The organism is Priestia sp. USM5, from assembly GCF_058323215.1.
This window is the reverse complement of record NZ_JBSGKN010000001.1, coordinates 4,151,366-4,171,943: the sequence shown is the minus strand read 5'-3', so window position 1 is coordinate 4,171,943 and position 20,578 is coordinate 4,151,366. Positions and strand designations below refer to the sequence as shown.

Sequence of the window (20,578 nt, the reverse complement as noted above, 5' to 3'; positions counted from 1 at the left end):
TTTCAAGGACTTATAGAATATGCTTATTGGAATATAGTTACAAAGTTTTCCACTAGGTAACGGAAAATAATTATGTGTAGAAAGAGAGAGAGGTCACGTAAAATAGAACACAAGTAAGTAAGCGGTTACATATTATTCGAAATAGAATGAGAATGTTAATATTCCTATTCTAATTTAAAAGGAGGAGTCCATCATGTATCAAACATTAAAAAAATATGTACTATTGGCTGTTACATGGAGTCTAGCAATTGGCATTGTACTCTCTTATGAGAAAGAAGCGCTTGCGAAACAGGCGCACGAAAAAGCTACATCTTATCGTACAGTGACAGAGATATATGACTGGGGAGCGGTGATCACAAAAATTATTATTGACTTAGGTGAACCTGTTCCAACCAATTCACTTACAAAAGAAACGTTTAAGGTGCATGTGGCTCGAAGTGATAGTCGATTAAAACCGTCTTTATTGGAACAAGGAGATCGTACAATAAAAAAAGCCTATGTATCCGATAAAGATGGACAACAAGCCGTACATACTGGAAAATATGCAGTTTTAGAAATGGAAGTTGGACCAGCTGTTTCATTAGGAGCACCACTAAATTATGATGAATATGGTACAGGGTTAAATGCATGGATAGACAGTCAATATACCATTACCCAGCAAAAAGATATCGTAACAAAAAAAGGAAAGTTGTCAGGGCTTGTAGTGAAACAGTTTAAGGGAGAGAAAAGAGAGCTCGTAGATGATTTTACCATTCAAAAAGGTATATATCATAATATGGAATTGGCATACGCAAGTTACGCGCCGAAAAAAGATAAGAAAAAGAATTCGTTAATTATTTGGCTGCATGGAGGAGGAGAGGGAGGAACAGATGCAACAATTCCCTTATCTGCCAATAAAGCTGTTAGCTTTGTCACAAATGAAACTCAGGCTTATTTTAAAGGCGCCTACGTTTTAGTACCTCAAGCGCCAACGAAATGGATGGATGGTTATACAGGTGAAGCGGATGGAACTTCGATTTATAAAGAATCACTGATGGCACTAATTCAAGAATATGTTGCTAAAAATCCTGATATTGATCCCAATAGAATCTATATCGGAGGAGCATCTAACGGCGGATATATGACTATGCTTATGATTCGTGATTATCCAAACTATTTTGCAGCAGCATTTCCAGTATGTGAAGGACTAAATGATAGATTAATTACGGATCAAGATCTTGAAAAGATGAAAGAAACGCCTATTTGGTTCGTAGCCGCTAAAAATGATACGGTTCTTCCACCAACGATTAACACTCTTCCAACTTATGAACGTTTGGTGAAAAGCCATGCAAATAATGCTTATTTATCACTATTTGAAGATGTGCATGACACCACGGGTTTATACAAAAATAATGATGGTTCGCCCTATCAGTATAACGGGCATTCATCTTGGATATATCTGTATAATAATGAACCCAACGCTAAAATAAATGGAGCTACAACAACCATAATGAAATGGATGAGCAAGCAATCGTTGAACAACAATTAATCATTTATAAAAAAGCTGTTTCAAGTAGAGCAGCTTTTTTATGTCTCTTTTAAAGCTAAAGCATATATCTAAAATAAACGATTGAATACTTTCGTGATAAAATAAGGAAAGAGATCACGAAGAAAGGAACAGTGAAAGTGAAACCAACCATTTACGATGTTGCGAAAAAAGCAGGGGTATCGATAGCCACTGTATCCAAAGTAATCAATCAGACAGGCCGTATTAGTGAAAAAACGATAAAAAAAGTAAATGAAGTAATGATGGAATTAGATTATCAGCCTAGCAGTGTTGCAGCTGCGTTAACTGGGAAAAAGACATACACAATTGGCGTGCTAGTTCCTGACATCTCTAATCCTTTTTTCGCAGAGGTAGCAAGAGCTTTTGAGAATAGTGCCAGAGCAGCGGGATACACGCTTTTTTTATGCAGTACGGATCATCAAACAGAACGTGAGCATGAATACATAGATCTTTTATTCAAAAAGCAAGTAGATGGAATTATTATCGCAACCGAACTAAATGATACGAAGCTAGTAAAGAAAATTGTGAAGCATGATGTACCACTTGTATTGTTTTCAGTTGATCATCCTTCTATCTCAACGCATGTAGTGACAATTGATAACGTTCGCGGAGGATATATCGCAGGTACGTATTTAATAGAAAAAGGTCATCAATCGGTAACGATTATCACTGAAAAAGATAGAAAAAGCAGTGAGGGGCGATTAGCAGGATTTAAACAAGCGCTCACAGAGGCAAATTTATCACTAGAAAATCAGTCCATTATCAGCTGTTATTCAACAGTAGAAGATAGCAGAAGAGCAAGTAAACAGCTGCTTTCTTTGCCTAATAGGCCGACAGCAGTCTTTGCATGTACGGACTTAATTGGAATATCCCTCATAAATGAGGCAAGAAAGCAGGGGCTTTCAATTCCAGGAGATCTGTCGGTAATTGGATTTGATAATACAATTTATGCGGATATTGCTGAGCCTGGTTTGACAACGATTGAACAACCTATTTCGCAGATGGCAACTAGTACGTTCGAACAGCTGTTAAAGTCTATGAAAAAAGAAGAGCATGCAAAGCAGCGAATAACAATTATTCCAGAACTAGTAGAACGTGCGTCGGTAAAAAAGCTATAAAACAGAGAAAAGAAAAAGCTGCATGTGCCCAGGCACATGCAGCTTTTTTACTTAATAATATTTATAGAGAGACCGGATTTTTGACTTCGTTTATTGTTTCGCCTTTGACTGTTGTTTCTGTTGGAATTGTAAGGAAACCCGTTAAAAAAGCTCCAAAGAAATATAGGCAAGCAAATATCCAGATTACGCCGCCCGTGCCTAAAAGACCTATGAAAATAGTTACAATTAAAGGGCCTACAAAAGCAGAAAGTCCAGATCCTAAATTCAATACGGACATCGCAGCTCCTTTATTCTCCGGAGCTAAGGAAGGCACTAACGCTGTAAGAGGGACATATCCTGCTAGTGTTGCACCGTAACAGCATGCGACAATCATCATTACCCAATAATTATGTCCTACGAATTGAGGTACATAGTAAAGAGCGAGTGTTACAATTCCGCATCCTACTCCACCAAACCATTTGATTGTATTTACCCAGCCAAATTTATCTCCAACAATACCAAAAATAATATTAAAAGCCATATTCACAAAAAACAGAGTGCCCCAGATTTGAAGCCATTCGCTCATTGTGAAATCGTGTTTCATCATATAGGTTGGCAAGAAGACAACAAATCCAAATTGAGCAGCGGAGTTAATAATCTTTACAACTCCACCGATCCCTACTTTAGGGTTCTCAAATGCAATTGTAATCCCTTTCATTAATTCTTTTGTTTTGTTATCGCTTACTTTTTGAACGGTAAATCTGTCTTTATTCATGATAATTGAAAAGATTCCGCCGATCAAAACAAAAAGTAAACCACTCCACAAGGTAGCAATTTCGCCGATTTTAGGAACCATGTAACTGGAATAAAAAGCTCCGATTACGCTTAAACCAAGCTGGAAGACAAACCAAAACCAGCCTACTGCTTTTGAAAGCATTTCCTGGGGCGTGCGGTAAGACACCCAGACCAAGAATGAGTAAGCAAATAAAGGGTAGCCAAATCCTCTAAGAGCATAACAAATTAATATAATTGTGTAATTCATAATATGAAGTCCTATACCTATAAATCCAATTGAACCAATAATAAAGGATATCAAGCCGAATGCCATTGCTTTTCTAGGACCCCACAGCTGAACCAGTACGCCGGAGAACCAGGAAGAAATAGAGACCGTAATACCGTAAACGGTAAAAAGTAAAGCAGCATGTTCAATGGTTAAACCTCTTTCTACAAGATAAGGAGATAACCATCCTTGTTCTAAGCCATCGCCAATCATAAAAACAATAATACCTATGTATCCCCACGTTAAATGAGAAGGGATTCCAATCCTGTCAAGAGCTGTTTTTCTGGAAATAAATTCATTCATTTTTCCACACCACCAGATCGATTATTTTGTTGAAAACATCAAACTAATTTGGTTAAGCGCTTAATCTATTTGATAAAAAGTATACGCTTACATTTTTTAAACGTCAATTAAAATTTTAGATATATCTAATTTTCAATTAAATGATTTCAACAGTGGAAATAATAGTAGATAAGATTATAATAACTTGCCCTTATTATAAGAATACTTAAATATAGAGAATTCCCTTAATTTTAAGCATAAATAGATAAAAATAAGGTTTTTCATACTATACAATCAGATAAATAAAAAACAAATATTCTAAATAATCTATAAAAAATGTTGCATTTCAAAAAACAGTATGTATAATTGGGAATAGGAAAGCGCTTAACCTAAAAATAGGTTTGAGCGAATGTTTTCTTAACTTTTAATTAAAGGGGAAAATAAGATGGGGATTCTTACAATTGGAATAATTGGTGCTGGACGAATAGGTAAATTACATGTTGATAATTTAAAATTAATGCCGCAAATAAAAATTAAAGCGGTTTCAGACGTAGTCGTAGATCATTTGCACGAGTGGGCTGCAAGTAAAGGAATTTCAACGTTAACAACAAATTATCAAGATTTATTAGCAGATTCAGAAATTGATGCCGTTTTCATTTGTTCGCCAACGAATACGCACGCATCGATTATTGAAGAAGCTGCTCGAGCGAAAAAGCATATTTTCTGTGAAAAGCCCGTTAGTTTTTCAGTAGAAGAAACAATCCAAGCGTTAGAAGTAGTAAAAGAACACGGCGTACAGCTTCAAGTTGGCTTTAACCGACGATTTGATCCCAACTTTAAAAAAGTGCATGATCTTGTACAGCAGGGAGAAGTAGGGCAGCCGCACATTTTAAAAATCACCTCCAGAGATCCTCAGCCTCCGAGTCCAGAATACGTCCGCGCTTCAGGAGGATTGTTCATGGATATGATGATTCATGATTTTGATATGGCTCGTTATGTAATGGACAGTGAAGTAATTGAAGTATCGGCTTACGGGACGACGCTCATCGATCCTGCTATTGAAGAAGCAGGGGATATAGATACGGCAATTGTGTCATTAAAATTTGCAAACGGAGCTTTAGGCGTGATTGATAACAGTCGTCAAGCTGTCTACGGTTACGACCAGCGCCTTGAAGTTTTTGGTGAAAAAGGTTCCGCTACTGCTGATAATTGCCGTCCAACTACAGTAGAAATATCAACAGGCGAAAGTGTAGTGAAAGAGAAGCCGCTATATTTCTTCCTTGAACGCTATACACAAGCATATATAGATGAAGTAACACAGTTTGCAAGAGCAATTATGGAAAATCAAAGCGTAATTTGTACAGGTAACGATGGATTACAGGCAGAACGAATTGCTAAAGCAGCAAAAAAATCTTTACTATCAGGGCAGCCAGTGAAGATTGAACATAAAAAATACGCAGTGAATTAATGATAGAAATGTGGGCTGAAAGAGAATATCTTGCTCTTTTCGCCTTTTTAGGAAAGCGCTTAACTAAGGAGGAGTAAAGATGAATCCGCTTGTTTTTAAAGAAAATCGTGAGTTAGATTTTATCGCTATCGGTCGCTTATGTATTGATTTAAATGCAAATGAAACACAGCGTCCAATGGAAGAGACTAAAACATTCACTAAATATGTAGGAGGCTCTCCAGCTAATATTGCGATTGGAGCAGCAAGGCTAGGCTTAAAAACCGGTTTTATCGGAAAAGTATCAGATGATCAAATGGGCCGCTTCATTACTGGGTATCTTCAAAAAAATAAGATTAATACAGATAGTATTGCTGTCGATAAAACAGGGGCTGTAACGGGGCTTGCTTTTACGGAAATCAAGAGCCCTACAGATTGCAGCATCTTAATGTATCGAGATAACGTAGCGGATTTAAAACTAGATCCTACAGAAGTATCAGAAGAATATATTAAGAAGTCAAAGGCTCTTTTAATATCTGGAACCGCTCTTGCACAAAGTCCTTCTCGTGAAGCTGTATTTCTAGCATTAGAATACGCACGCAAGCATGAAGTTGTAGTGTTTTTTGATATTGACTATCGTCCATATACATGGGAATCGGAAGCTGAAACGGCAGTCTATTTTAATTTAGCTGCTGAAAAATCAGATGTGATTATTGGTACGCGAGAAGAGTTTGACATGATGGAAAAACTTTTAAATTATGAAGAATCTAATGATCAAGTAACAGCAGAGCGCTGGTTTTCTCACCATGCTCAAATCGTCGTGATTAAGCATGGTGGAGAAGGCTCTATTGCCTATACAAGAGATGGTAAGTCTCACCGTGGAGGAATATTTAAAACAAAAGTTCTGAAAACGTTTGGTGCTGGTGATTCCTATGCTTCAGCCTTTATTTATGGATTGATGCAAGGACTGGAAATTCCACAGGCAATGCGATTGGGGGGTGCCTCCGCTTCGATTGTCATTTCAAGACACAGCTGTTCAGATGCTATGCCGACAAGCGTTGAGCTCTTCAACTTTATGGAGACAGCAACTGAAGTTTTGCAGAAAGCCTAATAAACAAAGGGAAAATCTTGAGAGATTAAAGGAATAGAAGCTTATTAAAATCAGATAAAGGGAGAGATATTCTATGACGCAAACAGCAGTAAAAACAGTAAAAAACTATATTGGTGGACAATGGATTGAATCAGTTGTATCAAAAACGGAACCTGTGTATAACCCAGCAACAGGTGAATTAATCGCACAGGTACCTCTTTCTACAAAAGAAGACGTAGATCAAGCGGTGCAAGCAGCAAATGAAGCGTTCAAAGGGTGGGCAAAAACAGCTGTGCCTAAACGTGCACGAATTTTATTCAAGTATCAGCAGCTATTAGTAGATAACTGGGATGAATTAGCAAAGTTAGTGACAGTTGAAAACGGAAAAAGCTTTAACGAAGCGCGAGGTGAAGTACAGCGTGGAATTGAATGCGTAGAATTCGCGGCAGGAGCTCCTACGTTAATGATGGGGAAACAGCTTCCTGATATTGCAACAGATATTGAGTCTGGCATGTACCGCTATCCAATTGGCGTCATTGGAGGAATTACACCGTTCAATTTTCCAATGATGGTTCCTTGCTGGATGTTCCCGCTTGCGATCGCTTGCGGCAATACATTTGTGTTAAAGCCTTCTGAGCGTACGCCGCTGTTAGCTGCAAGATTAGCTGAGCTGTTTGAAGAAGCTGGTTTGCCAAAAGGTGTATTAAATATTGTAAACGGCGCGCATGATGTGGTAAACGGTCTTCTTGAACATAAATTAGTGAAAGCTATTTCGTTTGTAGGTTCCCAGCCTGTAGCTGAGTACGTGTACAAAAAAGGTACGGAAAACTTAAAGCGTGTTCAAGCTTTAGCCGGTGCTAAAAACCATTCAATTGTATTAAATGATGCAGATTTGAACGTAGCAACAAAACAAATTATCGGAGCCGCTTTTGGTTCAGCAGGTGAACGCTGTATGGCAGCATCTGTTGTTACTGTACAAGAAGAAATTGCGGATCAGCTAATTGAAAGATTAGTAGAGGAAGCAAATGATATTGTAATTGGCGACGGCTTAGAAGAAAACGTCTTCTTAGGACCAGTCATTCGTGAAAATCATAAAGAGCGTACGCTCAGCTATATTGAATCAGGCGTGCAAGAAGGAGCGGAGCTTATTCGTGACGGTCGCACAGATGCAGCAGTAAATGGCAAGGGCTACTTTGTCGGACCAACGATTTTTGATCATGTTACGCAAGAAATGAAAATTTGGCAAGATGAAATTTTTGCACCTGTGCTGTCTATTGTACGTGTGAAAACATTAGAAGAAGCTATTGAAGTAGCTAATAACTCTCGATTTGCAAACGGTGCTTGTATTTATACAGATAGCGGCGCCAGCGTACGTGAGTTCCGTGAAAATATTGAATCTGGTATGTTAGGAGTAAATGTAGGGGTACCGGCACCTATGGCATTCTTCCCATTCTCTGGCTGGAAAGATTCTTTTTACGGTGATCTTCATGCAAATGGTACGGACGGCGTGGAGTTTTATACAAGAAAGAAAATGGTAACAACGCGCTGGTAAGTGATTCATTAAAAATCGCATTCCATTTTAAAAGGAGGTATCAGGAATTAAAGATATTCCTTATGCTTCCTTTTTTAAAATCGCAATCTAGTATTAGAAGGGAGAAAGAAGCATGGAAAAAGTTAGAATGACGACGGCACAAGCATTAGTGAAGTTTTTAAATCAGCAGTATGTTGAATTTGATGGAAAGCAGCATCAGTTTATTAAAGGGATTTTTACAATTTTCGGGCACGGAAATGTAGTAGGTCTTGGGCAAGCTTTGGAAGAAGACCCAGGAAATCTAGATGTATATCAAGGACGTAATGAACAAGGAATGGCCAATGCAGCGATGGCTTTTGCAAAACAAAAACATCGAAAGCAGATTATGGCTTGCACATCTTCAGTAGGACCAGGTTCGGCAAATATGGTTACAACGGCAGCAACAGCTTCAGCTAATAACATTCCAGTTTTGTTGCTTCCCGGCGATGTATTTGCAACTAGACAGCCTGATCCCGTTTTGCAGCAAATTGAACAGTCATATGATTTATCTATTTCTACAAACGATGCTTTCCGTCCAGTGAGTAAGTACTGGGATCGCGTAAGCCGCCCTGAACAATTGATGACAGCTATGATTAATGCGATACGTGTGTTAACGAATCCTGCAGATACGGGAGCTGTAACTATTTGTTTGCCTCAAGATGTGCAGGGAGAAGCATGGGACTTTCCAGCTTATTTCTTCCAAAAGCGCGTTCACCGCATTGAGCGTCGCCTTCCGACTAGAGACAGTCTAGCAGATGCAATTCAAGCAATAAAAACAAAGAAAAAGCCAATCATCATTTGCGGAGGAGGCGTTCGGTATTCAGAAGCTGCAAAAGAGTTAAAACAATTTGCTAGTGAGTTCCATATTCCATTTGGAGAAACTCAAGCTGGGAAAAGTGCCGTTGAAAGCGACTATCGTTATAATCTTGGCGGAATAGGTGTAACAGGAAACTCAGCTGCTAATACAATCGCTAAAGATGCGGATTTAGTAATTGGAGTAGGCACTCGATTTACTGATTTTACAACAGCATCTAAACAGCTTTTTCAACATCCCGACGTGCAATTTCTTACTATTAACACGTCTGAATTTCATGCAAATAAACTGGATGCCGTGAAGCTTGTAGCTGATGCAAAAGAAGGGTTGTTTGCTCTTAGGAAAGAGCTCATGTCAATTGGCTATCAGTCTGGTTACACGACAGAAATTGCAAGTGCAAAAGACGCATGGGAAGCAGAATTAGAGCGTCTACATAGCATACGTTTTACAGGGGCAGATTTTATTCCAGAAATAAAAGGTCATTTAGATGAAAGCTTAGCTGAATATGCAGAATCACTTGGTACTCAATTAACGCAAACAGAAGTAATTGGAGAGGTTAATAAGCTCCTTGATGACAACTCCGTCATTGTTGGTGCAGCTGGAAGTCTTCCAGGTGACTTACAGAGAATGTGGAAGTCTAATAAACCCAATACCTATCATATGGAATATGGATATTCATGTATGGGATATGAAGTATCAGGTGCACTTGGAGTTAAGCTGGCTGAACCAGCTAAAGAAGTGTATGCGATGGTTGGAGATGGAAGCTATCAAATGCTGCATTCAGAGCTCATTACAAGCCTTCAAGAAAGAAAAAAGATAAATATTTTACTGTTTGATAACTCCGGATTTGGATGTATTAATAATCTTCAAATGTCAAATGGAATGGGGAGTTTTGGAACAGAGTTTCGCTATCGAAACGATGAAACAGGAAAATTAAACGGAAACGTGATGAAAATTGATTTTGCAGCCAGCGCCGCAGGCTACGGTGTAAAAACATATCGTGTAAGCTCTCTTGAAGAACTAAAAACGGCAATGGAAGATGCACAAAAACAAGAGACTTCTACATTAATTGATATTAAAGTGCTACCCAAAACTATGACAAACGGTTATGAATCGTGGTGGCATGTAGGAGTAGCAGAGGTATCTGAAAATCACCATGTACAAGAAGCCTATAAGGATAAAGTGAAAAATCTTGAAATGGCCAGAGGTTATTAACAAGCAAGAGAAATGGCCGATGTTGAGGGGAAACATTCGGTGAATATAATAGCGTTTTCAATTTGATATAGGGGAGAGGAAGACATGTTCAAGGAAAACACGGTCAAACTGGGGATTGCTCCAATCGCTTGGACAAATGATGACATGCCTGAACTAGGAGCTGAAAATACATTTGAACAGTGTATCAGTGAGATGGCTTTAACCGGTTTTAAAGGAAGTGAGGTAGGAAACAAATATCCGCGAAATGTTTCGATCTTAAGGAAGGCATTATCACTTCGGAATTTAGAAATTGCAAGCGCATGGTTTAGTACATTTTTAACGACAAAGCCGCTGGAAGAAACGGTGACGCCATTTATTGAACATCGCGATTTTTTATACGAAATGGGAGCAAAAGTAATTGTTGTATCTGAACAAGGACACAGCATTCAAGGGATGATGGATGTACCTTTATTCAAAGAAAAGCCCGTGTTCACGCCAACAGAGTGGAGCAGCCTTATAGAAGGCCTGCACTATCTTGGGAAACTAGCAAGAGAGAAAGATATGCATATTGTCTATCATCATCACATGGGAACAGGCGTCCAAACAACAGAAGAAATTGAGCAGCTAATGGAGCTTACCAATCCAGAGCTTGTTTCGCTCCTATTTGATACCGGTCATCTTGTTTTTTCAGGCGAAGAACCTCTTTATATCTTAAAAAAATATCTTCATCGTATTAAACATGTTCATTTAAAAGATATTCGCCAAGAAGTAGTTGATCGAGTCAAACAACAAGACCTGAGCTTCTTGCAAGCGGTAAAAGAAGGAGCCTTTACTGTTCCAGGCGACGGAGTTATTGAATTTGATGAAGTATTTACTACGCTTGCCGCTTCTGATTATAACGGCTGGTTTGTCGTAGAAGCAGAACAGGATCCAGCGCTTGCTAATCCTTTTGAATATGCGTTAAAAGCAAGAAACTTTATTAAAGAAAAAAGCGGTCTTTAATTTCTATTGTAAAAGGTTTTACGCCTTTTATATGTTTATGAAAGGAAAGGAGGAGATGAAATGAAGCCAACCATCTATAGTGTGGCTGAAGAAGCAGGTGTATCAATTTCCACCGTATCAAAAGTTATCAATCAAACCGGTCACATTAGTGAAAGAACAAGACAAAAAGTAATTGAGGTTATGGGGCAGTTGAATTACCATCCAAGCGTCGTAGCATCTGCTTTAACAGGAAAGCCTACTAAAACGATTGGGCTTCTCGTACCCGACATCTCCAACCCTTTTTTTGCCGATTTGGCAAGAAGCATAGAAGACCGAAGTCATGAGCGAGGTTTCCATGTTGTAATGTGTAATACCGATAACGATGCGGAAAAAGAGAAAAAATATCTATCGCTGTTAATTCGTCAGAGAATCGACGGTTTAATTGTAGCATCTGCTTTTCGCAATGCTAATCTTTTAAAAAATATGCTGAAGCAAGATATACCCATTAGCGTTATTGCTTCAGAAATCCCTCACATATCTGTTAATACAGTGACAGTGGATGACTATAAGGGAAGCTATTTGGCGACTGATTATTTGCTATCTTTGCATCATAAAAAAATTGCGATTATTACAGAAAATGCAAAAAGTAATCACGCCCGTTTAGATGCTTTTCGAGATGCCATGCAAGAAAATGGAATCACTGTGTTACCTCAGCACGTTATTACGACCGAAGCAAGTATTCAAAAAGGATATGAAAGTGCTAAGCAAATTTTTTTAATGAAGGAGAAAGTGACGGCTATTTTTGCTTGTAACGATTTACTGGCTATTGGCGTCATACAAGCGGCAAAAGAATTCAACATTGATGTGCCGAATGACTTATCAGTGATTGGCTTTGATAATACCGTCCTTTCTACTACCATCACGCCCATGTTGACGACGGTAGCACAACCGACAAAAGAAATGGCTGTAAACGTAGTGGATTTGCTGGTTAGAGAAATGGAATACTCAACGATGCATAAAGAACATTTACTTCTTGAGCCGAAATTGATTGTCCGGAAATCGACGGCTCCGTTACGAAGAAACGCCACAGCATCTGCAAATAATTGAATACAATCAAGAGTATTGCTGTTAATAAAAACTCTTCACAGTCACATATTCAAAAGAATGTATAAAGTCTATGAAGAAAAAATGAGTGATTAGTAAATTCTGATTGTGCTACTACATAAAGGAGGAAGTTAAACATGCTAGGTAAATTAGGTGAATTAAATAAAGGATACAACGTACTTACAGAAATGGCCGGTCAGCACAAAGATATGCTGATGGATATTGGGATTTATAATATGTCTCAAGGAAAAGAGGAAACCTTGCTAGACAGCAACAATGAAACGGCTATTCTTTTACTAGAAGGAAAGGTAAAGCTAGAGTGGGAAGGACATTCGAAAGAAATTCAGCGTGAGTCTCTTTTTGAAGAAGAGCCTTGGTGTTTGCACGTTTCGAAAAATGTGGAGGTTAAAATTACCGCGCTTGCCAATAGTGAAGTACTAGTTCAAAAAACGGATAATGAAAAAGAATTTTCATCAAAATTATATACGCCTGAAGACTGTCAAAATACAGTAGCTGGTGAAGGAGTATGGGAAGGTACCGCTCAGCGTGTCATTCGGACAATCTTTGATTATAATAACGCTCCTTATTCTAACCTTGTTATTGGAGAAGTTATTTCTTATCCAGGAAGATGGTCGAGCTATCCGCCTCATCATCATGATCAGCCTGAAGTATATTACTATCGTTTTGACAAGCCGCAAGGATTTGGCTGTGCAATGGTTGGAGAAGATGCATACCGTGTAGTTGATAATAGTTTTATTACAATTCCAGGTGAATTAGATCATCCTCAAGCAACGGCTCCCGGCTATGCGATGTACTTCTGCTGGATGATTCGCCATCTTGACAATAATCCATGGACAGACCGTATTATGGAAGAAGAGCATAAGTGGTTATTAGAGCCGGATGCAAAAATTTGGCCTGAAAAATAAATAAAACTCTTTATACGAAATGGGTTTCAAATGTTGAAAAGCCTCGAATAAAAAAATAATTATGCGTAAAATAATAGTTTATTTTTGTAAAATATGTTTTTATATGTTAAAGTATAGCTTGTATTAATATTCAGGCGATGATATCGCTCTTTTTGGCAGATTCCTTTTTTAGGAGTCTCTTTTTTTTCTAAACAGAAGCAAGAGATCGTATGTCAATCAAAAAAAGGAGATAAGCGTAGCCGCTTATCTCCTTTTCTTTTTAGCATTATCTAACGCTAAGTTCTTTTTCACTACTTTTTCTAAAGCAACTTCCACGTGAACATTTTTTTCATCGATGTCATTCACAAGCACGACGGTTCCTTTTCGTCCCTTAATCTTTAAATCATCACCCGTAGAAGGAATGTTTTCCCTCAGCTGGCTTAATAGAAGCTTTCTGTTTTCAAAAAAGTGGACAGCCACCATTTTATCTCACCTAATTTCATATGATATGTGTGATACAAAGATGTGTATATGAAATCCTTCCTATACATTATGCCGCCAGGGGTGGTTTTAGAACACATTGAATAGACAATTGTTGCATCGATATATGAAATAAATAGGGTGGCATAGTTATAAATCTTCTATTCTTGGACATACTTATACTACTAATCTAAAAAGGGATGTGGATGAAAATGAAGGTGGCTATCGGATTAAGTGTATTTACGGTCGTTACAGGAGCAATTGCGTTAGGGTCAGTTTACTTTTTAGCAGGGATCTTTTCGTTTTTCTTAACGGTTTTTTCATAAAAAAATCCACCAAGAGGTGGATTTTTTTATTTAGCAGCGGCTTTTGTTTCATGAGGCGAATTGCCGATAAATCCAAATTTTCCGCCGACAACTTCTTTTACTTCGTGGATGACAATAAAAGAATTCGGGTCAATTTGCTGGATTTTCTTTTTAATTTTTAATAACTCGTTCTTTTTAATAACAACGTAGATAATGCGTTTATCTTTGTTGGCGTAGTAGCCATATCCATAAAAGATGGTAGCTGCATTTCCAAATTCACTGGTGATAACTTGCGCAATGTCTTTGTACTGATCAGACATAATCGTCATTGCTTTTTTGTTGTGGAAACCTTCGATAACAACATCGACGATTTTAGCACAAAGATAGACGAATATAAAAGTATAGAGGGTATTGTTGACGCCAATAGCAAAAACCGATGCTAAAATAATGACGCTGTCCATGTAGAACATGCTTTTCGAGATATTGTAGCCTTTTGTGTAGTTTAATAAATAAGCTAAAAGAGTTGTGCCGCCGGTAGATCCATCCGCGATAAAAATGAGTGCCAGTCCTGTTCCCATTAGTAAAGCCCCGAATACAATTCCTAAAATCATGTCGTGAACGTGAAAAGGAATATAGCTGACCAGACCTAAGAAAACGGACGTCATGACAGCTCCTAGAATCGTATAGAGAATCGTTTTTTTAGTTAGAAATTTATAAGCTAAGGCAATGAATACAAGGTTCACAAGAAATGTGCTGATACTTGTAGGGATATGAAATAAATAATATAAAACAAGAGCAATACCAACCGTACTTCCGTCACCTAATTTATTTGGAATGACAAAAAAATCAATGGATGCAGCAACTAAAAGCGCTCCGGCAATAATTAAAATGATGTCTTTATAGATTGTTTTCAATATGCAAACCTCCCTGATCATTAGGATATTTTTGCGTGGAATCTTGTTTTTACTAGTGTTTCACAAATGATAAAATAAAAAACGTCTTAGAAATTGTCTAGTTATAAAACTGATCAACTTCTAAGACGAAGAATTACGATACGTGTATAATGTCTTGAGTCTGCTTTTCTATGCTTCGATGTCACCGATTATATAAACCTCTGACCGCTATGTCAACGCTATGAGAGATGTTCAACTTTTCAAAAAATAGAAGGCGGTTTCCTACATGAAAAAAGAATCCTTTGCGACGGCGCAAAGGATTTTCAAATTTATTGGAATAGGGGGAATACGTTATTAGGATTACCATTTTCATAAATTAATATACCTTTATTTTTTAAAAAAATTTATTTGTTAATGACGATTGAAAGTTTGTAATTCACATGCTGATTTAGCTCTGTCAAAAAATCATTTAATTCTTCATTCGAATGAAATTTACATTCTAGTAAGTAGCAGCCATCGCCGCTGATTTTAAAGTTGTTGATGACGTACTTCTTCTGACTTTCTACAAATGTAAGGTAGGGGTGGTGATGAATGCTCTGCGTATAGATATTTAAAAATGCATGGACGGTGTAGCCAAGTTTTCGTTCATCAATGTTAATTGTATAGCCTTTGATAATGCCTTCATCTTCTAACTTTAATACTCTAGCAGAAGCGGCTTGTCCGGTTAAATGCACTTTTTCTCCTAATTCTTTCATCTTCATACGTCCATTTTTTGATAGCTCTTCTAGTATGCGCTTATCTGTATTATCTAACATCGCTACAAATCCTTTCGTATTTCAAATCAAAAGGGTTAACTACTTTATGTCACCTATGTATACGGATACGTCTTCTATTTTATACTAAAGAAAAGTAAGAAAAAAGAGCAGTCAATATGGAAGACATGAAAGCAGCAGTAGTTTGCAAACAGCTAGATTGACGAAAGCTTAAGCTTGCTGTATGATTCTTTGAGTGTTTACGTGGTTCGTAACCATCCCACGTTAAAAAACTAAGGAGAGAATAGTAAGATGAATATAAGAACACTTTGCGTCAACGGTCTTTTAGCAGCTATGTATATTGCTGTTAGCATGTTAATTCAGCCGTTTGGCTTCACCAATATCCAATTTCGTATATCAGAAATGTTCAATCATTTGATTGTATTTAATAAAAAGTACGTGTACGGCATTGTACTAGGGGTATTTCTGACGAATTTGTTTTTTTCACCAATGGTCGCTTATGATCTGGTGTTTGGGGTAGGACAATCTGTACTATCATTACTCATTACCATTTTTTCTATGCGCTACATTAAAAATATGTGGGCTCGTATGCTTATTAATACACTTGTGTTTACGTTTACGATGTTTATTATTGCGTTTGAACTGCACCTAGCATTTGATTTACCATTTTTCTTTACATGGTTAACAACAGCTGTTGGTGAGTTTGTGGTTATGCTTGTTGGAGCACCAATTATGGCGGCAATTAATAAACGTGTACAATTTAATAAGCTAGTTGGATAAAAAGATGCGGCTGTGATAAATCTCACAGCCGCATCTTTTTTTCTTTGTTATTCTATAAGTGTAGTGATAAACCCCTTATTATTGAAGAGCTTTTCACGCATGGACAAATTACCCATATCTAGCATGTAAAAAGAGCAGGTCGCTATTGCGTTCTGCTCTTTTTGCGTAACGCAATAGCGAGTATTCAATTAGATTATTTTGAAAGAAGAAGTGACAAATCTCACAGCGTGTTCTTTTTTCTTTTGTTACGATATACATATAGTTGGCAAACTCCTTATCGAAAAGTTTTTCGCACAACAACACATTACCTATGCGTAGCAATTAAAAAAGCAGACCGACAAGGTTTGCTTTTTTAATTGTGTATTTTTACCATTAAATAACTTTTTTGAGTTATAATTGTAAAATAATCTTTGTTACGAGAGAGGGGATTATTTTTTGAATAGAAAGTTAGGAATTCTTGTTTTATTAGTGTTAGCTATCTTATTTGCCGGGTGTTCAAAAGAAGAAGACAACGTTCCTTTAAGAGAACTAGAAAAAATCCATATTAACGTCATCAAAGAACAAAAGATGAAGCAAGGGATTTCGTATGAATTGGAATTCGTAAACAAGAGCGATTTGACCATCAAACAAAACGACGTATTTTTATCGTATCCACTAAAAATAAAAAACGGTTATTCTGAAAATAAATTTAAGGTGTTAGCAGAAGGCAATAAGTTAAATATTAAGCCAAAACAAAAGGTAAAGTTGACTGCATTTCTTCCTTATAAAGGAATTAATAAAGAAGCGTTAGCTATTGATGAGCCTGACGTAAAATGCATAGGATATTGGAATAAGATCGATGACTACCATCAATTTTCTTTTGGAGGATCTTTGAAGCGAGAATAATACATGGATTTGTTAAATGATGGAACTTATGAAGCGTGAAATCGTATATAAATCAAGGGAGAGATTTTATTGAAGAGATATGGACTATTTATCATTAGTTTCATCGTTTTCTTGGGTAGCTTTCAACTGCTATCAGGAATGATTCTTACGCTCTTATATGTTCCAGAAAGTTCGACTATGTGGAGCTCAATCGAAGGATTATCAAGTAAAGTAACGTTTGGCAGTTATTCTGGTAGCTTTGCTTTTATGATTCCCGCTGTAGCAGCTACAGCCGCTTTTTTTATCTCTAAAAAATGGGTTAGGAAAAGTGTATAAGAAACTAATAGCGGTGGTGAATAAACAGTGAATGTAGACACGGATAGATTAGTTAGCTTCTTTATTTTATGGGGAACACCCGCTGCTTTTAGTATAATAGAGTACTTTAAACTGAGTAAGACTGAAAAACAAGAAGCTATACGAGACTTAACATCATTAAAATCGATTATAACAACAGGCTTTATATTGATTGGAGGAGTGATGGCGAGTTTAGGTAGAGTATTATCGCTGCTGCCTCTGCACATTATAGGTACTTTTATTTTAGTCATTGGTGGTATCGCGGGCGCTATTGAAGCATGGAAAACAGAAAAAAAGAGAGGTATTATTATTCTTGCTTTCATAGTATCTATGATTGCTTTTACATTTGTAATATAAATTCGGCATGTAACAAGAGCTGCTCATGACTTGAGCAGCTCTCGTTAGTTTCTTATTTATTGCGTCTCCAGCTGCTGGTCTTTTTTCTTTAACGTAAGAGTGAGCAGGAACGAAACGATAGCGAAAGCGATGGCTACATAATAGACGGTATGGACCCCGCTTGTCATACTTTTTATTTGCAACAGCGTTTTATTCGCTTCATTTGATTGTTGAATAAAGTGCTGAGAAGCCATAGTCATAATACTTGTATACAAAGCTGGTCCAATCGCGCCTGCAACTTGGTTAATCGTATTTGAAATGGCTGAACCGTGAGCGTGAAGAGGTTTAGGTACTTGATTTAAAGCAAGCGTCATCACGGGCCCTATGCTTAAACCTACGCCAATTGTAAAGGCAGCGTATAAAATAGCTGCAGTCATCGTAGTTGTTTCGCTTGAAATGGTAGTGAACAAACTTAAAATAAACGTTAAAAGAATTAAACTTGTTAAAAGCAGCGGCTTAAATCCAATTTTATCGAACAAATGTCCTCCGACCATAGCTGTCAGAGCCAGCGTTACTCCTCCTGGAAGCATAAGAAAACCTGATGGTAGCAACTCTATACTGATCAGTCAATCCAGACGTCTATGTCTTGTATAGGAGTGAAGATTGACGTTGGTTTGACAGGTGTAAGCATTGCTTGAAATGTTAAGAATAAGGTTACAAAGTATTTTGAGGCTATCCTTTTATTTCTGTTAAAAAAATATAGTCAAGTAATGAAATTAAAAGAAGACGAGAAGCGTATAGCATGTTACGATAGGGACGGTATAGAAATTGACACATATCGGTTTCTAATAGAAGAGACAAATTTTAAAATTTTTAAATGTAAGGTTGTGATTCACCTGAGACTGAATAAATTTATTAGCGAATCTGGCAAAGCGTCAAGACGCGGGGCAGATAAGTTAATTAGTGAAGGAAGAGTAACCGTTAATGGAAAGGTTGCAAAAATCGGAGATCAAGTTAAGCCTGGCGATGATATTCGAGTAAGTGGCCAACAGCTTCGGATTGCTCGAAATAATGTATATATTGCACTTAATAAACCAGTCGGCATTACAAGTACGAGTGAGAAAAAAGTAAAGGGAAACATCATTGACTTAGTCAATCACCCTTTGCGTATTCATCATGTCGGACGACTAGATAAGGATTCAGACGGCTTAATTTTACTTACAAATGACGGCGATATTATTAACGAAATTTTACGTGCAGAAAACAAGCATGAAAAAGAATATATTGTTGCAGTAGATAAGCCGATTACACCCGAGTTTATCAAAAACATGTCTGAGGGAGTAAAAATTTTAGGTACAAAAACGCTTCCTTGTAAAGTGACACAGCTGTCTAAGTACGAGTTTCAAATTATTTTAACACAGGGCTTAAATCGTCAAATTCGCCGTATGTGTGAAGTGCTCGGATATGAAGTGTACCGCCTTCAGCGTACGCGTATTATGAATATTCACTTAAACAACTTGCCTGTTGGGCAATGGAGAGATTTAACGAAAAAAGAGCGTACGCAGCTATTCAAAGAATTAGACTATGAACCTAAAGAGTGGTAAATCAAAAGACACCAGCCTGTTAGACTGGTGTCTTTTTTTATTCGCATACAACTACTTGTCTAGAAAATACGCTTTTGCGCGCTACGCAGCGATCTGAAATAGAAAAGCCAGCTTCATGAATCATATGGTCAATCGTGTCTACTGTAATCACGACTACTTTATCCGCAAAGCGGCGAGCGTGTTTTAAAATAGAAAGCTGATCTTCAGGCGTCGCGTGGGTGTAGAGATTGTAAGGCATGTCGATGATCGCTACGTCATAGTGAGTGGTAACATCCGAAATCGGTCCGGTTTTGACATCACCCTTTAAGCCGAAATGCGCAATATTTTCACGAGATCCGTCGGTCACAAGTGGGTTGATATCGCGTCCTACAATATCAATGCCCATTGAAAGAGCTTCTACGAGGACTGTACCAATACCACAGCATGGATCAATCGCTTTGATTCCTTCAGGCTTTGGAACGGCAATGTTAGCTACAGCTCTTGCAAGGCGGGTACTGAGTGCCGTAGAGTATTCACGCGGTTTCTTCAAATGATGCAGCCATACAGCTTCGCTTTTTTGATATTTTCCAAAATACCAGCGTCCTTCAAATGGAACAATTCCAAACAAATGGTCAGGGTTATGCAAGTCTGCTTCTGCTACAAAATGCCAACCCACATCACGTTCAATCGCACGCTGACCTTTATAGCTTATTTTTTGATCTTTTTCCAAGTCATTAATTTTCATAAAAATGAGTTTAAATGTTTGATCTCCAAGGTCAATATCTTCTACTTGTTTGCAAATATCTGCAAGGTCATCTGATTCATACATAATATCTAATCGCTCTTTGATAAAAGGGCTTCTGCTTGGATCAAGTTTAACGGCGCTTCTTATGATAGGTTTCTCAGTTTCAATTTCAAAAAGAGAGCGTCTCTCTAATTGACATAGTGAGAGTTCCTCTTCGCTGCATGCGTATGTGTAGATATACTGAGGCAGCTGCGTATGGTTATTCAATATCGTATCATCCTTTATCGTATCTAATTATCCTTCTTCTCAAACAATAGCGAGAAAAGAAGAGAAAAGCAACGAATTTAAATATATTTGGCTGTGAATACTAAATTGAAG

Annotated in this window: 20 protein-coding genes and 1 riboswitch; of the genes, 14 read left to right on the top strand and 6 right to left on the bottom strand. The window is 37.6% G+C overall.

From position 1 onward, the window contains the following. Positions 1-193: 193 nt before the first annotated feature. Together ACWATA_RS21935 and ACWATA_RS21930 are read left to right on the top strand one after the other, a co-directional pair. Positions 194-1,528 carry a prolyl oligopeptidase family serine peptidase gene (locus ACWATA_RS21935; RefSeq protein WP_473050174.1) on the top strand — a complete coding sequence of 445 codons (1,335 nt, stop codon included), beginning with the start codon at positions 194-196 and terminating at the stop codon, positions 1,526-1,528. A gap of 137 nt (positions 1,529-1,665) precedes the next feature. Next, positions 1,666-2,664: a LacI family DNA-binding transcriptional regulator gene (locus ACWATA_RS21930; RefSeq protein WP_028414353.1), complete on the top strand. Its 999-nt coding sequence runs from the start codon at positions 1,666-1,668 to the stop codon at positions 2,662-2,664. Between the two features lie 61 nt (positions 2,665-2,725). Here ACWATA_RS21930 and ACWATA_RS21925 read toward each other — a convergent pair whose 3' ends face one another. Continuing rightward, on the bottom strand, positions 2,726-4,006 hold the full coding sequence (locus ACWATA_RS21925; RefSeq protein WP_033580688.1) for an MFS transporter: 1,281 nt from the start codon (positions 4,004-4,006) through the stop codon (positions 2,726-2,728). Between the two features lie 424 nt (positions 4,007-4,430). Between ACWATA_RS21925 and iolG the strand changes: the two genes are divergently transcribed. The 7 genes from iolG to ACWATA_RS21890 all read left to right on the top strand — a co-directional run bounded on the left by iolG (position 4,431) and on the right by ACWATA_RS21890 (position 13,108). Beyond that, the gene (gene iolG, locus ACWATA_RS21920) at positions 4,431-5,453 is read left to right on the top strand and encodes an inositol 2-dehydrogenase (protein WP_028414351.1); all 1,023 of its coding nucleotides are present in this window, start codon (positions 4,431-4,433) and stop codon (positions 5,451-5,453) included. Positions 5,454-5,532: 79 nt separating this feature from the next. Next, on the top strand, positions 5,533-6,540 hold the full coding sequence (gene iolC / locus ACWATA_RS21915) for a 5-dehydro-2-deoxygluconokinase (RefSeq protein WP_328172486.1): 1,008 nt from the start codon (positions 5,533-5,535) through the stop codon (positions 6,538-6,540). A 73-nt stretch (positions 6,541-6,613) separates the two neighbouring features. After that, positions 6,614-8,071, top strand: a complete 1,458-nt coding sequence (locus ACWATA_RS21910; protein WP_328172487.1) for a CoA-acylating methylmalonate-semialdehyde dehydrogenase — start codon at positions 6,614-6,616, stop codon at positions 8,069-8,071. Between the two features lie 112 nt (positions 8,072-8,183). Further along, positions 8,184-10,118: a 3D-(3,5/4)-trihydroxycyclohexane-1,2-dione acylhydrolase (decyclizing) gene (gene iolD / locus ACWATA_RS21905; protein ID WP_473050173.1), complete on the top strand. Its 1,935-nt coding sequence runs from the start codon at positions 8,184-8,186 to the stop codon at positions 10,116-10,118. 84 nt (positions 10,119-10,202) lie between these two features. Then, complete coding sequence (iolE, locus tag ACWATA_RS21900) at positions 10,203-11,099, top strand: myo-inosose-2 dehydratase (RefSeq protein ID WP_028414347.1); 897 nt, start codon at positions 10,203-10,205, stop codon at positions 11,097-11,099. Between the two features lie 60 nt (positions 11,100-11,159). Continuing rightward, complete coding sequence (locus ACWATA_RS21895) at positions 11,160-12,185, top strand: LacI family DNA-binding transcriptional regulator (RefSeq protein ID WP_033580685.1); 1,026 nt, start codon at positions 11,160-11,162, stop codon at positions 12,183-12,185. A gap of 134 nt (positions 12,186-12,319) precedes the next feature. Continuing rightward, positions 12,320-13,108 (top strand): 5-deoxy-glucuronate isomerase, encoded by a 789-nt coding sequence (locus tag ACWATA_RS21890; RefSeq protein ID WP_028414345.1) that lies wholly within the window; start codon positions 12,320-12,322, stop codon positions 13,106-13,108. Positions 13,109-13,351: 243 nt separating this feature from the next. Here the strand turns inward: ACWATA_RS21890 and ACWATA_RS21885 are convergent, their stop codons facing one another. The 3 genes from ACWATA_RS21885 to ACWATA_RS21875 form a co-directional block, all read right to left on the bottom strand. Further along, entirely contained in the window at positions 13,352-13,570 is a 219-nt protein-coding gene (locus ACWATA_RS21885; RefSeq protein WP_013055227.1) for a hypothetical protein, read from the bottom strand. A gap of 349 nt (positions 13,571-13,919) precedes the next feature. Continuing rightward, positions 13,920-14,786 (bottom strand): YitT family protein, encoded by an 867-nt coding sequence (locus ACWATA_RS21880; RefSeq protein ID WP_028414344.1) that lies wholly within the window; start codon positions 14,784-14,786, stop codon positions 13,920-13,922. Between the two features lie 383 nt (positions 14,787-15,169). Beyond that, positions 15,170-15,580, bottom strand: a complete 411-nt coding sequence (locus ACWATA_RS21875; protein WP_028414343.1) for an Lrp/AsnC family transcriptional regulator — start codon at positions 15,578-15,580, stop codon at positions 15,170-15,172. A gap of 195 nt (positions 15,581-15,775) precedes the next feature. Continuing rightward, positions 15,776-15,820: riboswitch (PreQ1 riboswitch) on the top strand. A 9-nt stretch (positions 15,821-15,829) separates the two neighbouring features. Between ACWATA_RS21875 and ACWATA_RS21870 the strand changes: the two genes are divergently transcribed. The 4 genes from ACWATA_RS21870 (at position 15,830) to ACWATA_RS21855 (ending at position 17,893) form a co-directional block, all read left to right on the top strand. Next, the gene (locus ACWATA_RS21870; RefSeq protein ID WP_028414342.1) at positions 15,830-16,318 is read left to right on the top strand and encodes a QueT transporter family protein; all 489 of its coding nucleotides are present in this window, start codon (positions 15,830-15,832) and stop codon (positions 16,316-16,318) included. 435 nt (positions 16,319-16,753) lie between these two features. Further along, on the top strand, positions 16,754-17,203 hold the full coding sequence (locus ACWATA_RS21865) for a hypothetical protein (protein WP_028414341.1): 450 nt from the start codon (positions 16,754-16,756) through the stop codon (positions 17,201-17,203). Positions 17,204-17,272: 69 nt separating this feature from the next. Then, positions 17,273-17,518, top strand: a complete 246-nt coding sequence (locus ACWATA_RS21860; RefSeq protein WP_028414340.1) for a hypothetical protein — start codon at positions 17,273-17,275, stop codon at positions 17,516-17,518. Between the two features lie 27 nt (positions 17,519-17,545). Then, the gene (locus ACWATA_RS21855; protein WP_028414339.1) at positions 17,546-17,893 is read left to right on the top strand and encodes a hypothetical protein; all 348 of its coding nucleotides are present in this window, start codon (positions 17,546-17,548) and stop codon (positions 17,891-17,893) included. A 56-nt stretch (positions 17,894-17,949) separates the two neighbouring features. On the opposite strand, the gene ACWATA_RS21850 is transcribed toward ACWATA_RS21855, so the two are convergent. Beyond that, positions 17,950-18,483 carry an MFS transporter gene (locus ACWATA_RS21850; RefSeq protein ID WP_268834003.1) on the bottom strand — a complete coding sequence of 178 codons (534 nt, stop codon included), beginning with the start codon at positions 18,481-18,483 and terminating at the stop codon, positions 17,950-17,952. A gap of 276 nt (positions 18,484-18,759) precedes the next feature. Here ACWATA_RS21850 and rluF point away from each other — a divergent pair, with 276 nt between their 5' ends. Then, the gene (gene rluF, locus ACWATA_RS21845) at positions 18,760-19,476 is read left to right on the top strand and encodes a 23S rRNA pseudouridine(2604) synthase RluF (RefSeq protein ID WP_014461744.1); all 717 of its coding nucleotides are present in this window, start codon (positions 18,760-18,762) and stop codon (positions 19,474-19,476) included. 37 nt (positions 19,477-19,513) lie between these two features. Here rluF and ACWATA_RS21840 read toward each other — a convergent pair whose 3' ends face one another. After that, on the bottom strand, positions 19,514-20,467 hold the full coding sequence (locus ACWATA_RS21840; RefSeq protein WP_033580681.1) for a TRM11 family SAM-dependent methyltransferase: 954 nt from the start codon (positions 20,465-20,467) through the stop codon (positions 19,514-19,516). Positions 20,468-20,578: the final 111 nt, after the last annotated feature.

Excerpts from the sequence above, each read along its gene's own strand:
- ACWATA_RS21935 (WP_473050174.1), top strand. The coding sequence starts at position 194 with ATGTATCAAACATTAAAAAAATATGTACTATTGGCTGTTACATGGAGT.
- ACWATA_RS21925 (WP_033580688.1), bottom strand. The coding sequence starts at position 4,006 with ATGAATGAATTTATTTCCAGAAAAACAGCTCTTGACAGGATTGGAATC.
- iolG (WP_028414351.1), top strand. The coding sequence starts at position 4,431 with ATGGGGATTCTTACAATTGGAATAATTGGTGCTGGACGAATAGGTAAA.
- iolC (WP_328172486.1), top strand. The coding sequence starts at position 5,533 with ATGAATCCGCTTGTTTTTAAAGAAAATCGTGAGTTAGATTTTATCGCT.
- ACWATA_RS21910 (WP_328172487.1), top strand. The coding sequence starts at position 6,614 with ATGACGCAAACAGCAGTAAAAACAGTAAAAAACTATATTGGTGGACAA.
- iolD (WP_473050173.1), top strand. The coding sequence starts at position 8,184 with ATGGAAAAAGTTAGAATGACGACGGCACAAGCATTAGTGAAGTTTTTA.
- iolE (WP_028414347.1), top strand. The coding sequence starts at position 10,203 with ATGTTCAAGGAAAACACGGTCAAACTGGGGATTGCTCCAATCGCTTGG.
- ACWATA_RS21895 (WP_033580685.1), top strand. The coding sequence starts at position 11,160 with ATGAAGCCAACCATCTATAGTGTGGCTGAAGAAGCAGGTGTATCAATT.
- ACWATA_RS21890 (WP_028414345.1), top strand. The coding sequence starts at position 12,320 with ATGCTAGGTAAATTAGGTGAATTAAATAAAGGATACAACGTACTTACA.
- ACWATA_RS21885 (WP_013055227.1), bottom strand. The coding sequence starts at position 13,570 with ATGGTGGCTGTCCACTTTTTTGAAAACAGAAAGCTTCTATTAAGCCAG.
- ACWATA_RS21875 (WP_028414343.1), bottom strand. The coding sequence starts at position 15,580 with ATGTTAGATAATACAGATAAGCGCATACTAGAAGAGCTATCAAAAAAT.
- ACWATA_RS21870 (WP_028414342.1), top strand. The coding sequence starts at position 15,830 with ATGAATATAAGAACACTTTGCGTCAACGGTCTTTTAGCAGCTATGTAT.